The organism is Paenibacillus sp. 1182 (genome assembly GCF_017833915.1).
Taxonomy (GTDB): Bacteria; Bacillota; Bacilli; order Paenibacillales; family Paenibacillaceae; genus Paenibacillus; species Paenibacillus polymyxa_D.
The window spans coordinates 44,665-58,981 of sequence record NZ_JAFICR010000010.1 but is presented as its reverse complement, the minus strand read 5'-3'; the positions used below and the strand labels follow the sequence as shown (position 1 = coordinate 58,981).

The window sequence follows — 14,317 nt, the reverse complement described above, 5'->3', positions numbered from 1 at the left end:
TTTCAAAGTTTTTTAACTTTTTTAATCTATTAGTAAATTAAAATATATTGATCGTTTGGATATATTTTCATATAATACAACTAACTATTTATCATGCATAAATAGTGGTTCAGTCCCTCTCACTATCCAAAAGAATCCTCAGCAAGAATGTATAGGTTAAACTGAACGCAATGACCCAACTTAAAATAAGGGAGAGGTTCAAATGAAGAAGAAGATGTGTCCAACTGTAAAGATGATAGCGCTTTCAAGTTTGGCGATTACAGTAACGTCAGGGCTCCTAAGTCCCTCATGGGCTGCGGCACAGGAGATTGTGCCGGCTACATATGATTCAGTACGTGAATCGGCTACTGCTTCTTATGAGCTTACCACAGATTCAGCTGTGGGACGGGACGTTTATGGTGACGATGTAAATTCAGGTGTGTTGGATCGTGAGCAATTATTTGGGCTGTCGGCTGTGGCGAAGCCAACCGCTGTTGTCAATACAGACAGCATCCTAAACAAGATGCGCGATTTCAGTAAGTTTTCTACGGGGAATACATCCAAGGATACTACACTTGCCTTAAATATTGTATCCTGGCAATTGCCACATGGCGGATTCTTCAAAGCTATGGAAAAGAATTATAAATCCAAATGGGATGGCAAAGCTGCACGCTCCACATGGAAGAGCAAGGATGGTGTTGAACTCGGAACGTTCGATAACGAGGCGACGACAACCGAGATTCGCTTTTTGGCGGATGTATACAAAAAAACCAAAAATAAAGACATTAAGATCAGTGTACAAAAAGCAGTTGACTTCGTACTAACTTCTCAATATTCCTCCGGTGGCTGGCCTCAAGTATACCCTAAACGTGGTAATTATTCCGATGCTGTAACTTATAATGATGATGCAATGGTCAGAGTTATGGTTTTGGCTGACGATATCGTGAACAAGAAGCAGCCGTTTGATAGCGATATTCTGGATAACTCTTACCGCTCCAGACTTCAGCAAGCGCTAAACAAAGGTATCCAGTACACAATTAAATCTCAAATTGTAAATAATGGTACACCAACAATCTGGGGTGCACAGCACGATCCGGCTACTTATGCATCTGTTGAAGCCCGGGCATTTGAGTTACCTTCCAAAACAACTACGGAATCAGTAGGCATTACTGCTTTTCTCATGTCCCAGCCGCAAACCGCTGAAGTGAAAAAAGCGGCTCAAAGTGCTTTGAAATGGTTTGACGCGAACCGAATCGACGGTATGAAATACAATCGTCAAGGTCCGGAGTTTTTCCAAAAGGACGCATCGAGTGTAATGTGGTATCGGTTCTATAATGTGGAAGACAATAAATACTTCTTTTCAGACCGGGATGGCAAAAAGTATACCGACATCATGAAAATTAGTGAGGAAAGACGACTCGGTTACGCCTGGGCGGGAAGCCAAGCTAAGAGCTTGCTTAAGCTGGCTTCGGATAGCGGATATTATAAACTGTCCAAGCCGTTGCCACAATAATAAAGGCATTATTATATATGATTTGCGAGGGAGGACCGGTCGGTCTGCCCTCTTTTTGTTCCCGGGCTGTAAATATGGTTTAATGGAGAGAGGGCAAAATAGAGATAAAGATGCACAAAGATAGGAGAGCTTGTATGACTCAAGAGGAGAAACAAACGGAATTACGCTGGTATGGCGCACCGCTACGTGTCCGTTATCAGGAAAGCGACCAGATGGGGGTCGTATATCATGCAAATTATTTGAACTGGTTTGAGATCGGGCGTACCGAAATGATCCGACAGACGGGTTTTAACTATCGGAGCATGGAGGAACGTGGAGTTTTGCTGCCAGTTATTGAAATCAATGCGAAATATGCGAGTCCTGCTCGATATGATGATTTAATTACCGTTTATACCGCAATTACCGACTTCTCCAGACTGCGTCTAAACTATATCTATGAGGTTCGGCGGGTAACGGATGATGAGCATCAAAGGTATCTGGGAAAGGTATGGACCCAGGCAGACACGCTGCCGGGAGAGCTGCTCGTCACTGGGATGACACGTCACGTATGGGTGAACACCGAATGGAAGCCCGTTCGACTGGACCAGGCGCTACCTGAGCTGTACACTGCATTAAGGTTTGCTTTTACAGGCGGGGAGGGACAGAAGTCATGATGATGCGTAAACGTCTGTGGCTGTTGCTGCTGCTCATTCCTTTGGCGGAGCTATACGGGTTTATATGGGTAAGTCACTGGATTGGAGCAGGCAAAACGATTTTACTCATCATTCTGACGACGCTAATCGGGGCTGCCATGATGCAATTTGAAGGTCGTAAGGTGATTGCCGATGCGAAAAATGAAATGAATCGGGGACAAATGCCCGGCCGTAAAATGCTGGATGGATTATGTGTCTTTTTTGGTGGGAGTTTGCTGCTTATCCCCGGATTTTTAACAGATATTATTGGTTTTACGTTGGTGTTCCCTTTAACACGAGCGTTGTACCGACGTTTTTTATTAAAGTGGCTGGAGAAAAAAATGAAAAACGGCAGTATTACGTTTCGGCGGTTTTGACGTGAGCTGCCGTTTTTCCTATCCATGATCTAGCGGACTCTTCCTGCGAGAATATAATTGCGCAAGTCCTGAATGACATTCGCACGATTCAGTGCATCAACGACAATGAGTGATACAGGTCCGATAATGAGTCCTAAAACGCCAAATAGCTTGAGCCCGATGAACATACCGATAAGGGTGGGAAGCGGGTTTAAGCCCACGCTGCTGGCCAGCACCTTAGGCTCCACGATCTGTCGTCCAATCAACAGGATGATATAAAGGATCGACAATCCTACCCCTAGCGCCAAATTACCAGACATATACGCATACAGTATCCACGGAATCATCACAATGCCAACCCCCAAATAAGGTAGCAAGTCCACCAGCCCGATCATTAAACCGATGGTAAAGGCGGATTCCACACGCAATATGAACAGCCCAACAATGACCGTTAATGCCGTAATGGAGATGATAATAAACTGTGCACGCAAATAGCCGTACAGTGCTTTACGTAGATCGTGCCATATATCCGACAATGGCTTGCGAATCGTATCAGGAACCGTGTTTGCGAGCATCCGACTATGTCGGTCCCAATCCTTACTAATAAAAAAAGCTGCTAATACAATAACCATTAGAACTGCTCCCATATTAGGCAGAGAGGTCAGCAAGTTCAAAACCCCATTAAAAAATTGAGCGACTAGCGTAGTGACAGCCGAACTGACGGTTTGAGTTGTTTTATCAATATTACTGTTAATGGTATGTTGGTAATCCGGATTATCCCGGATAAAATGGTTAATTTCAATAATTACATTTTGAATCAAATCGCTTTGTGTCCAATCGATAAACAGGCTTTTAAAACGCTCAATATGCCCGTCAAAAGTCATGGCCAACTTTATAACTTCTCGGACTATGCGGGTGATTGCTGCAGATAGGATAATTGCAATTCCACCTAAATATACAAATAATGAGAACGTGACAGCCGTCCAACGTGGCATACGGGCTTTGTTACGCAGAAAACCAACCAGTGGATTCATGGCATAAGCCACAAGCCAGGCGAATAGGAAAGGATAGACGAGAGGGAAAAGCACATATATGCCCAATAACAGAGCTACAATCACGATTGCCACCCATAGAGCACGAAATATGCGATTCAGGATTAACCGGCTCAAGCTCTCACGACTCCTTTCTTTTACGATAGTATTTCATAAAATAAATGCTCTACTATACATATGCGGGAAAGGGGGGAGACAAGACCTGTGTAAAAAAGTGCAAATGAATCAATATTTTTTGTAAGGGGTTTCAAAAATTTATTTATGGAAGCGATAAAACATTTGAATGTGTTGGAATAGCCCTCAATGTTCACATAAACGACAAAATCCAGTATAGTGAAAGAAGGTTTAAATATTGACATATGGCGTTAACATTACTCGGCTATTTAAAAGGCATATCTTACTTTTGAAAATGTTTACATTGCAAGTCCGTTCACAATGTTTTTACAAAGGAGAGATGTAACGATGACAGCGACTAAAGGTCTGGAAGGGATCGTAGCGACCACTTCCTCCATAAGCTCTATCGTAGATGGCGTTCTCACGTACCGGGGTTATAACATTGATGATTTGGCTGTTAACGCCGATTTTGAAGAGGTAGCTTATTTGTTGTGGTTTGGGAAATTACCTGATAAAGAGCAATTGCAGGAGCTTCGCAACCAGTTAAGCGAATACGCTGCTATTCCGGATGAAATTGTTACTCAATTAAAGTTATATCCGAAAGATTTGAGCACGATGGCTGCCTTGAGATCAGCCGTATCGTCTCTCGCTTTGTATGACCCAGAGGCGGATGATATGTCGAGAGAGTCTAATGTGACCAAAACCGTCAAGCTTCAGGCGCAATTGCCTACCATTGTGGCAGCTATAGCACGTATACGCGAGGGCTTGGAGCCGATTGCGCCTAAAAAAGGTATTTCTATCGCTGAAAACTTTTTGTATCAGCTGACTGGCAAGGATCCAGAGGAGACGGCTATTAAAGCGTTCAATCAGGCTCTCGTGCTGCACGCCGATCATGAATTAAATGCCTCTACCTTTGCTGCGCGTGTAACGGTAGCCACATTGTCGGATATTTATTCCGGAATCACGTCTGCAATTGGAGCTTTAAAAGGACCACTGCATGGTGGAGCCAATGAGGCTGTGGCCAAAACGCTGGAGGAGATTGGTGGTTTGGATCAGTTGGACTCCTATATCCAGGCGAAACTGGATAATCGCGAAAAAATTATGGGCTTTGGACACCGAGTCTATAAAAACGGTGATCCGCGTGCCAAGCACTTGCACAAAATGTCCCGCGAGCTGGGGGAAATGAACGGCGACACAACGTTGTTTGATATGTCAGTTCGAATTGAGGAAATTGTAACAGGACAAAAAGGCTTGAAGCCCAATGTGGATTTTTATTCTGCCTCTGTGTATACCCAACTGGGTATCAAGAGAGACCTGTTTACACCTATTTTTGCTATGAGTCGTGTATCCGGTTGGACAGCGCACATTTTAGAGCAGTATGAAAATAATCGCCTGATTCGTCCTCGCGCCGAATATACAGGTCCAATGGATCAAAAATACGTATCACCAGAGTTGCGCTAACCCCTTGTCGAAGGAAGATTGAGGTTGTATACCCTGAATTTAAAAAATAAGGTACAATAGAGGGGACGACGAGAGATGTACGTTTTTGTCTGTGATAAAGATCATGTCTTTCGTCCTGTACCCATTCATATCTGAGGAGGAAAAGGAACTTATGGCGAAATTTGAAAAGTTTGAGCTCCCAACTGAAGGCGAAAAAATTACGATTGATAACGGTCAACTACAGGTTCCGAACCATCCGGTAATTCCGTTTATCGAAGGTGACGGCACGGGTCGCGATATCTGGAAAGCCTCCAAGCGCGTACTGGACGCAGCTGTAGAAAAAGCATATAACGGCAGCAAAAAGATTGCCTGGTATGAAGTATTCGCTGGTGAGAAAGCTTTCAATACATACGGCGAATGGCTCCCTAACGATACTTTGGAAGCCATCCGTGAGTATATTGTAGCCATTAAAGGTCCGCTTACGACACCTATTGGCGGTGGTATCCGTTCGTTGAATGTGGCATTGCGTCAGGAACTGGATTTATACGTATGTCTGCGTCCTGTTCGTTATTTTAACGGTGTTCCTTCTCCAGTGAAACGTCCTGAATTGGTAGATATGGTTATTTTCCGTGAGAACACAGAAGATATTTACGCGGGGATCGAGTATGCTGAAGGGTCCGAAGACGTGAAAAAGGTTATTCAGTTCCTCCAGCAAGAGCTGGGTGTGAACAAAATCCGTTTCCCTGAAACCTCTGGTATTGGCATTAAGCCAGTTTCTTCCGAGGGTTCAAAGCGTCTGGTACGGGCAGCCATTCAGTATGCAGTTGACCACGGACGCAAGAGTGTAACGCTTGTACACAAAGGTAACATTATGAAATTTACCGAGGGTGCCTTCAAAAACTGGGGTTATGAAGTGGCTGAGGAAGAATTTGCAGATAAAGTATTTACTTGGGCCCAATATGACGTAATCAAGGAAAAAGACGGTGAGGATGCGGCTAATGCAGCTCAAAAAGCAGCTGAAGATGCAGGCAAAATCATTATCAAGGATGCGATTGCTGATATCGCACTTCAGCAAGTACTGACTCGTCCTTCTGAATTTGATGTGATTGCTACGCTCAACCTGAACGGGGACTATCTGTCCGATGCTCTTGCTGCCCAAGTTGGTGGAATTGGTATTGCGCCAGGTGCGAACATTAACTATGTAACAGGGCATGCTATCTTTGAAGCTACACATGGTACAGCACCAAAATACGCCGACAAAGATGTAGTGAACCCTGGTTCCGTCATTCTGTCGGGCGTAATGTTGCTTGAACACTTGGGTTGGAAAGAAGCGGCTGACCTGATTTACAAAGGGCTGGAGACGTCCATTAATAAGAAGATTGTAACTTATGACTTTGCTCGTCTGATGGATGGTGCTACACAAGTGAAATGCTCCGAGTTCGCAGATACCATTATTAGTAACCTGTAAGGAAGGGGAATACCACTTGTCCATTCAACGTAAAAAAATATCCATTGTTGGCGCCGGTTTTACCGGTGCCACTACCGCATTGCTGCTGGCTCAAAAGGAGCTAGGTGATATCGTACTGATCGATATTCCGCAACTAGAGAATCCGACCAAAGGCAAGGCGCTTGATATTTTGGAGGCCGGTCCGGTACAGGGATTTGACAGTCAGATCACGGGCACTTCCAATTACGAGGATGCAGCTAACTCAGATATCGTCATTATTACAGCTGGGATTGCACGCAAGCCGGGTATGAGCCGTGATGATTTGGTAAATACGAACGCAGGAATTGTAAAATCCGTTTGTGAGAACGTGAAGAAGTATGCGCCAGATTCTATTGTTATTATTCTGAGCAATCCGGTAGATGCTATGACCTATACTGCCTACCAAACGCTGGGTTTCCCGAAAAATCGGGTTATTGGCCAATCCGGTGTGCTGGATACAGCGCGATATTGTACCTTTATTGCACAAGAGCTTAACGTTTCCGTCGAAGACGTGCGCGGCTTCGTTATGGGGGGCCACGGTGATGATATGGTGCCCCTGGTACGCTATTCCAGTGTTGGGGGTATACCTATCGAAACTCTGATTTCGCAGGAACGTATCGAAGCGATCGTACAACGTACACGCGGCGGTGGCGGAGAGATCGTCAACCTGTTGGGTAATGGTAGCGCATATTATGCTCCGGCAGCTTCGCTTGCACAGATGACGGAAGCGATTGTAAAAGACAAAAAACGGATTATCCCAGTCATCGCCTATCTGGAGGGAGAGTACGGCTATCAGGATTTATTCCTTGGCGTACCGACACTTCTTGGTGGCAATGGCATCGAAAAAGTGTTCGAGTTGGAATTGACAGCCGAAGAAAAAGCAGCGCTCGATCAATCCGCGGAGTCGGTCCGCAGTGTGATTAAAATAGTTACCGTTTAGATTCAATTTTCTACTAAAACGGTGACTATTACCTGAAGAGGTGTCCCTAAGCCATAGTCATGGCCGCGGGACACCTCTTTTACTCATAAACAGAATATAGGGAATCTATTCGTTTTCTTCCTTATTCCTTTGCTTTGACTCACTTCCCCGGTATAATAGAGTTCATATGCATTGATAGTTACATGAGGACTTTGCAAAATCCTGACATAGAAAAGCATGTCCCAAAACACTGAAAAGATGGTAGACATTCGTTGGAATATGATCGTTCTATGGAAAAAAAGTTTGTAAGAAAACAAAGAAGTGGAGGTTGTAAAATGTTTTTTATTCACATTATTGGATCACTGGCGATGGGTTTTTATTTATTGCTCCCCTTCGTGGTGGGCAAAATCGACAAATTGGCTCCTAGCGTGCAGGAAGGAACGATATCGGCTGTTCAGCTATTGAACCGTTTGGCTCAATTTGCGCTGATCTTAGTGCTTGTTAGCGGTATCTATATGATTTTTCCCTGGGGTTCTTATTCGGTAGCATGGATTGTTGTCGTTTTGCTGTTGTTTCTCGCCATTTCTGGTATTGCGGGAGCCATGGGTAAGCCGTTACGGCTGTCGCTGGAAGCGATTCGTAGCCAACAGCCTATTACGCAATATGCTGGCAAAATGCGAATGTTCAGTACGCTGCTTGCTGTCTTCCTGATTTTAATTACGTTTTTAATGGTATACAGCCATATTATTTAATTATGCATTTAGTGAGAGTCTATAATCGAATGATGACAAATGCTAAATTGAAAAACGGTCTGTGCTGAATAAGCATAGGCCGTTTTTTTTGCGCTCAAATCACTACATTGTTCTTTTTTCGTTTAACGAATAACTTTGTGTGGTAATTCAGGAGTAGAGTGGATGCAAATGTTGCATCCTAAAAAATATCTGATTTTGAAGGGAGAATGTACAATGTCTAAAAGTAATCAACCTCAGCAAACTTTGCCCCCACAGCATCAGGACCAGCAACCGGGGATTGAGTCCAAAATGTCGCCTGCACCCCAATTTGAAAAACCAACTTACAAAGCCGCTGGCAAGCTAACAGGTAAAGTTGCACTTATTACTGGTGGGGACAGTGGAATTGGTCGGGCTGTAGCTGTCACGTATGCCAAAGAAGGTGCGGACGTAGCCATCATCTACTTGAATGAGCATAAGGATGCGGAAGAAACAAAACGTCAGGTGGAACAGGAGGGACGCAAATGCGTGTTGATTCCTGGCGATATCGGAGATGATCAATTTGCCAAAAAAGCGGTTCAACAGACAGTTAACGAACTGGGCAAGCTCGACATCGTTGTGAACAATGCAGCGGAGCAGCATCCACAGCAAAAGCTGGAGGATATCACCAAAGAACAGTTAGAGCGCACGTTCCGAACGAATATTTTCGGTATGTTCTTCTTGACGCAAGCAGCATTGCCGCATTTGAAGAAAGGGAGCACGATCGTCAACACCACATCGATTACCGCGTATGCTGGGAACAAGACACTCATTGATTATTCATCGACCAAAGGGGCAATCACATCCTTTACACGTTCCCTTTCACTCAATTTGGCGGATCAAGGCATTCGGGTGAACGCTGTAGCACCAGGGCCGATCTGGACACCGTTAATCCCGTCTACATTTGATGCTAAGACGGTCAGCGAGTTTGGAGGAGCGCAGCCAATGAAGCGTCCGGGTCAGCCGGAAGAATTGGCGCCAGCCTATGTGTACCTTGCTTCAGATGATTCTTCTTATGTAAGCGGACAGGTTATTCATATCAATGGCGGTGAAGTTATAAACGGATAAAAGGACAAGGAAAAGGTTAGGGCTGTGTTATGCCCTAGCCTTTTTTCTTTTCACAGTGGAACATAATGAAGGTAGCCTGTAGAATGAGACTTAACTTACATAAAGGATGGGCATATTTTATGAAATCGTTTCGTTTCAGGCTTACCCTGATCATGCTGATTTTGATTGGCGTATCTGTCCTTGCTGCTGGAATCACGATGGGACAAATTTTTAAAAATTCGAATATGAAGGTGCTAGAGGAGAACATGGGACGGGAGATCGACCTGCTTCGAGCTACATTCCCTTTTGTTAATGCAGATGCCCTGTCCAGCACGGATTATGTCTCTTATTATTCTCAAAAGGCGAAAGAAATTGCTCGTCTGACGGAATCGCGGGTGACCTTCATTCGCAAGGACGGGACGGTGGTTGGAGATTCGTTAAGCGATCCGCGTAAGATGGAAAATCACGCATCTCGTGAAGAAATTCAGCAAGCTTCAACAGAGAAGATTGGACGCACGATTCGTTACAGCGAAACCTTGCAGCGGAACATGCTATACGTTGCAGAGCCTGTTGTATCGGATAAGGGTTTTGACGGATATATCCGTTTGTCCATGAGTCTGAAAGCGGTGGAGGAGGGAGTGCAGCGCGGCTGGACGGCCATCGGGATTGGTCTAGTGTTGCTGTTTATTGCTGCTGGACTGGTGAGCTATCGTATTGCTCGCAGTCTCACCTCGCCCATTGAACATATTACTGGGGTAGCCAACCGTATATCAGGACTGGATTATGACGCAAGGGTTGGTGTGCAGCGCCGGGACGAGGTAGGGCAACTGGGTGAAGCCATTAATCGTATGGCTGATAGTCTCCAAAACCAAATGAAAACGATACGTGACAATGAGGATCTGCTCCAGAGTGTCATGAGTAATATGACAGGCGGAATTCTAATGATTGATGCAAATGAGTGTATTGCGCTTGTAAACCGTGAGTCTGAGCGAATGCTTGGTGTCGTGGGTAAACGGGTGACAGACAAGCCGTATCATGAGCTGAAGAAGCATTATGAGCTCACAAAGCTAATTGAGGGCAGTATACAAAGCCGAGAAAGGCTGCATGGTGAGGTTCATTTGTACAATCCCGAGGAGAGACTCGTGTTGCTGGACGGTGTTCCGATGTATGAGGATGAGGGCGGATACCGGGGGATGCTGTTCCTTTTACAGGATATTACGGCTATTCGACGGTTGGAAAATATGCGGAGCGAATTTGTGGCTAACGTTTCTCATGAGCTAAAAACGCCGATTGCCGCAGTCAAGGGTTTTGCCGAGACCTTGCTCGGTGGCGGGGTTAAAGATGAGGAGACGGCCCGTTCATTTTTGCAAATTATATATGATGAAAGCGAACGATTGAATCGGTTGATCGGTGATATTCTGGAGCTGTCCAAAATCGAGTCCAAGCGTTCCCCTCTGGAATGCTCGCCGGTGCACGTTTCGTCGTTCATAGAATCATTGCTGGAAAAACTGAACAATGTAGCTGCCAAAAAAAGAATTTCACTACACATGGATATCCCGGATGAGCTGTTTATGGAGGCAGATGAAGATAAGCTTCAGCAGATTTTCCTGAACCTTTTGTCTAATGGCATCAACTATACACTTGATGGTGGCAAGGTAAAGATTAAGGTTCTAACGATACAGCGGGAGAATGACACCGAAAAGGTCGTATTTACAGTCAGTGATACAGGTATTGGAATTCCGAAGAAGGACCTGCCACGTATCTTTGAGCGCTTTTACCGGGTGGACAAAGGTCGCTCGCGTAACTCTGGCGGAACGGGGCTGGGATTGTCGATCGTCAAACACTTGGTCGATTTGCATCATGGCACCCTTTCGGTGGAAAGTGAGCTTGGATTGGGTACCACATTTACAGTTGAATTACCGCTATTGCAACAGGAAGAATGAACTAGACCATTTTTTACATTCTGTTAACAATGCCGTGATAAAATAAACGGGTGTCGCATGAGTATGGAAAAAGTTTCAGGATTTTGACCAATGCGCCTTTAACAGGTAAACAGGAGATGAAGTTATTTATGGGACAACGCTTACTGGTTATTGAGGATGAACCAACGCTTGCCAGATTGCTATCCTACAATTTGATACAAGAAGGCTTCGAAGTGGATACGGAGGATCATGGCAGTGCCGGGTTTGAGAAAGCCTCCAGAGAGTCCTACGATTTGATCCTGCTGGATTTGATGCTGCCGGGAATGAACGGACTGGACATTCTGAGCAGACTTCGCCATCAGGGGCTGACGACGCCTATTATTATCTTAACGGCCAAAAACGGTGAAGCCGAGGTTGTCCAAGGGCTGAAGTCGGGTGCGGATGATTACATCACGAAGCCTTTTGGCGTTTCTGAGCTGTTGGCCCGCGTGACGGCTGTGCTGCGAAGAACTTCCGGTGGGGATGAAGGAGTGTTGTCTGATCAGAAAGATAGCTCCAAAATTCAATTGGGCGAGCTGGAGATTTACCCTGAAAAATATGAAGTCATTCTTGGAGGTCAGTCCATCAGCCTCAGACCCAAGGAATTTGAGGTGCTTCTTTATTTGTCCCGCAAGCCGGGTGTGGTCCTGACCCGGGATGATCTGATGAATGCTGTTTGGGGTTTTGACTATATTGGCGGGCAACGGACCGTGGATGTGCACGTCAGCTCCTTACGTAAAAAGCTGGAGCTTGATCCCGACTCGGTTCATATCGATTCGATCCGTGGAGTGGGGTACAAGCTGGTTGTAAATAAAAAAAGAAGCGCTTCTCATTTATTATAAATGAGGAGCGTTTTTCTTTATTCAGCGCAGTGTCCGGGGACCTTTGTGTCCATTTTGTGATTTTACATTTCATTAACAAAACTAGACGCTAGAATCAACAAATGACCGATATGATGTTCCCGTCACTCCAAGTAGTTAAAAAAAGGGGACTTCAGAACGATGATAACGGAACCAAAGACCCAGCCGAGCTCCACTGCCGTGATTGAACGTGAAGCATACAAGTCGATTACTACCTATGTGCCATGCCGGGAGGTTCCGATCATTGGTACGGATATGTCTTGTAAAGAACTGTTAGCCCTTATGAAAACACAGGAAGATATTCCTTGTGTCATTGTTGTGGATAAAAATGATCTTCCATTGGGCATTATTATGAGAGATGCGTACAATCGCCATTTTACGGGCAGATTTGCTGCGGCGTTGTTCTATGACAAGCCTGCGGCCCTATTTGCCGACCCCGATACATTAATTGTGGATCTGAAAAGCCAGGCATCGGACATTGTGGAACTGGCGATGCTGCGGGAAGATCAGCGTTTTTACGACTGTGTGTTGATTAAGGAAGGAACACGGTTACTCGGTGTACTCACGATTCGTGATATCCTGTCCGTCGTGCAGCGAATGCAAAGAGAAGCGGACGAAGAGCGGGGAGATGTGATTCGGCATAGCTATGACGGAGTCCAGCGTATTCAGCTGACTGTGCTGGATGCAGCTAAAGAGGCCGATGACAGTGTGCGGCTAACCCGCTCAATGAGTGAATTATCCCGTCGTGGCAAAGTAGAACTGGAGGATGTTTTGCTCTCCTATCGTGCGGTTACGGAGCAAATGAAACGCCAGCATGAGCAAATGACGGCGTTGACGCAATCGCTGAATGACATTGCGGGCATGGCTTCATCCATTCGTGCACTGGCAGATCACAGTGGATTGCTGGCGATCAACGCGTCCATTGAAGCGGCACATGCTGGCGAACATGGACGAGGCTTCCAGATTGTGTCTCAGGAGGTGCGGAATATGTCACTCCAGACGAAAGCTTTTTCCACACAGATTACAGGCTTACTCACCCATATCGAGCAAATGCTGCGTGACACCGCTGAACTGACGGATACGAGTATGCAGCAGATTCATACAGGCTCTCAATATATATCTGCCGGAACACAAACTTTTGCCAAACTACTGCAGGCTGTCGATGAAATTGAAGCTAAAAACAGTGAAATGTCCCGTTCCGCAGAGGAAGCAGCTTTGAATGCAGCCGAAATTGCGCAGGAGCTTGAGCTCATGCTAAGTTCTTGATCATTTTACATAACGTTAACAAATCCACCACACTAAATTTACACACAGCTTATATAATCTTCATATTGTGCAAATCAGGTGCAATGCTTGAGGATCATAACTGCAACACGAAGGAGATCATAAATCCATGAATGATTCCGTAATCCGGATTGATAAGCTGAATTTATATTATGAGAAATTTCACGCGCTGAAACATATAAACCTCGATATTCCTGAAAAAACGGTAACTGCCTTTATCGGCCCGTCCGGCTGCGGCAAATCGACCCTGCTGCGTACGCTAAACCGGATGAATGACATGATACCGGGAACACGTATTGAAGGCACCGTGAGTATCGCAGGTCAGGATATATACGGCGATACTATGGAAGTAGAAACTCTGCGGAAGCAGGTGGGAATGGTTTTTCAACAGCCTAACCCGTTTCCCAAATCGATTTATGATAACGTGGCTTACGGCCCGCGTCTGCATGGAGTTCGGCAAAAGGACAAGTTGGACGAATTGGTCGAGCAAAGCCTGCGGCAGGCGGCACTCTGGGAAGAGGTCAAGGACTTTTTGAAGCGTTCAGCTCTGAGCTTGTCCGGTGGACAACAGCAGCGGTTGTGCATTGCCCGGGCGCTTGCTGTACAACCAGATATTTTGCTTATGGACGAGGCGACATCTGCGCTGGATCCGATCTCCACGATGAAAATTGAAGAACTGGTTCAGGAATTGCGAGACACGTATACCATTGTCATGGTGACGCATAACATGCATCAGGCAGCGCGTGTGTCTGGTAGAACTGCGTTCTTTTTGAATGGTGTTGTGGTGGAAGCGGCGGACACACAGACGATGTTTTCCACGCCGCAAGATTCACGTACGGAAGATTATATTTCAGGGCGATTTGGCTAA

13 protein-coding genes are annotated in these 14,317 nt (G+C 45.4%); 12 read left to right on the top strand and 1 reads right to left on the bottom strand.

Annotated elements, in window-relative coordinates:
- The first annotated feature begins 202 nt into the window (after positions 1–202).
- From pelA to JOD82_RS19560, 3 genes are all read left to right on the top strand, one after another.
- Positions 203–1,492 carry a pectate lyase gene (pelA, locus tag JOD82_RS19570; RefSeq protein ID WP_029516619.1) on the top strand — a complete coding sequence of 430 codons (1,290 nt, stop codon included), beginning with the start codon at positions 203–205 and terminating at the stop codon, positions 1,490–1,492.
- Between the two features lie 134 nt (positions 1,493–1,626).
- Positions 1,627–2,145: an acyl-CoA thioesterase gene (locus JOD82_RS19565; protein WP_029516620.1), complete on the top strand. Its 519-nt coding sequence runs from the start codon at positions 1,627–1,629 to the stop codon at positions 2,143–2,145.
- Entirely contained in the window at positions 2,142–2,540 is a 399-nt protein-coding gene (locus tag JOD82_RS19560) for an FxsA family protein (RefSeq protein ID WP_013309596.1), read from the top strand. Before JOD82_RS19565 ends, JOD82_RS19560 begins: the two co-directional genes overlap by 4 nt.
- 29 nt (positions 2,541–2,569) lie before the next feature.
- On the opposite strand, the gene ytvI is transcribed toward JOD82_RS19560, so the two are convergent.
- Positions 2,570–3,688, bottom strand: a complete 1,119-nt coding sequence (gene ytvI, locus JOD82_RS19555) for a sporulation integral membrane protein YtvI (RefSeq protein ID WP_039269897.1) — start codon at positions 3,686–3,688, stop codon at positions 2,570–2,572.
- A 345-nt stretch (positions 3,689–4,033) separates the two neighbouring features.
- Between ytvI and citZ the strand changes: the two genes are divergently transcribed.
- The 9 genes from citZ to pstB all read left to right on the top strand — a co-directional run bounded on the left by citZ (position 4,034) and on the right by pstB (position 14,317).
- Positions 4,034–5,146 (top strand): citrate synthase, encoded by a 1,113-nt coding sequence (citZ, locus tag JOD82_RS19550; protein WP_029516623.1) that lies wholly within the window; start codon positions 4,034–4,036, stop codon positions 5,144–5,146.
- A gap of 151 nt (positions 5,147–5,297) precedes the next feature.
- Positions 5,298–6,593, top strand: coding sequence for an NADP-dependent isocitrate dehydrogenase (gene icd / locus JOD82_RS19545; protein ID WP_029516624.1), 1,296 nt, complete (start codon positions 5,298–5,300; stop codon positions 6,591–6,593).
- A 16-nt stretch (positions 6,594–6,609) separates the two neighbouring features.
- On the top strand, positions 6,610–7,551 hold the full coding sequence (mdh, locus tag JOD82_RS19540; RefSeq protein WP_028542892.1) for a malate dehydrogenase: 942 nt from the start codon (positions 6,610–6,612) through the stop codon (positions 7,549–7,551).
- Between the two features lie 314 nt (positions 7,552–7,865).
- Positions 7,866–8,282 (top strand): hypothetical protein, encoded by a 417-nt coding sequence (locus tag JOD82_RS19535; RefSeq protein ID WP_023987918.1) that lies wholly within the window; start codon positions 7,866–7,868, stop codon positions 8,280–8,282.
- Positions 8,283–8,495: 213 nt separating this feature from the next.
- A complete protein-coding gene (locus JOD82_RS19530) occupies positions 8,496–9,365 on the top strand; it encodes an SDR family oxidoreductase (RefSeq protein ID WP_029516625.1) in 870 nt (289 codons plus the stop codon).
- A gap of 119 nt (positions 9,366–9,484) precedes the next feature.
- Positions 9,485–11,287 carry a two-component system histidine kinase PnpS gene (gene pnpS, locus JOD82_RS19525; protein WP_029516626.1) on the top strand — a complete coding sequence of 601 codons (1,803 nt, stop codon included), beginning with the start codon at positions 9,485–9,487 and terminating at the stop codon, positions 11,285–11,287.
- Between the two features lie 128 nt (positions 11,288–11,415).
- Positions 11,416–12,147, top strand: a complete 732-nt coding sequence (locus JOD82_RS19520; protein ID WP_013309604.1) for a response regulator transcription factor — start codon at positions 11,416–11,418, stop codon at positions 12,145–12,147.
- A gap of 159 nt (positions 12,148–12,306) precedes the next feature.
- A complete protein-coding gene (locus tag JOD82_RS19515; protein ID WP_029516627.1) occupies positions 12,307–13,431 on the top strand; it encodes a methyl-accepting chemotaxis protein in 1,125 nt (374 codons plus the stop codon).
- Between the two features lie 127 nt (positions 13,432–13,558).
- Positions 13,559–14,317 carry a phosphate ABC transporter ATP-binding protein PstB gene (pstB, locus tag JOD82_RS19510; RefSeq protein WP_029516628.1) on the top strand — a complete coding sequence of 253 codons (759 nt, stop codon included), beginning with the start codon at positions 13,559–13,561 and terminating at the stop codon, positions 14,315–14,317.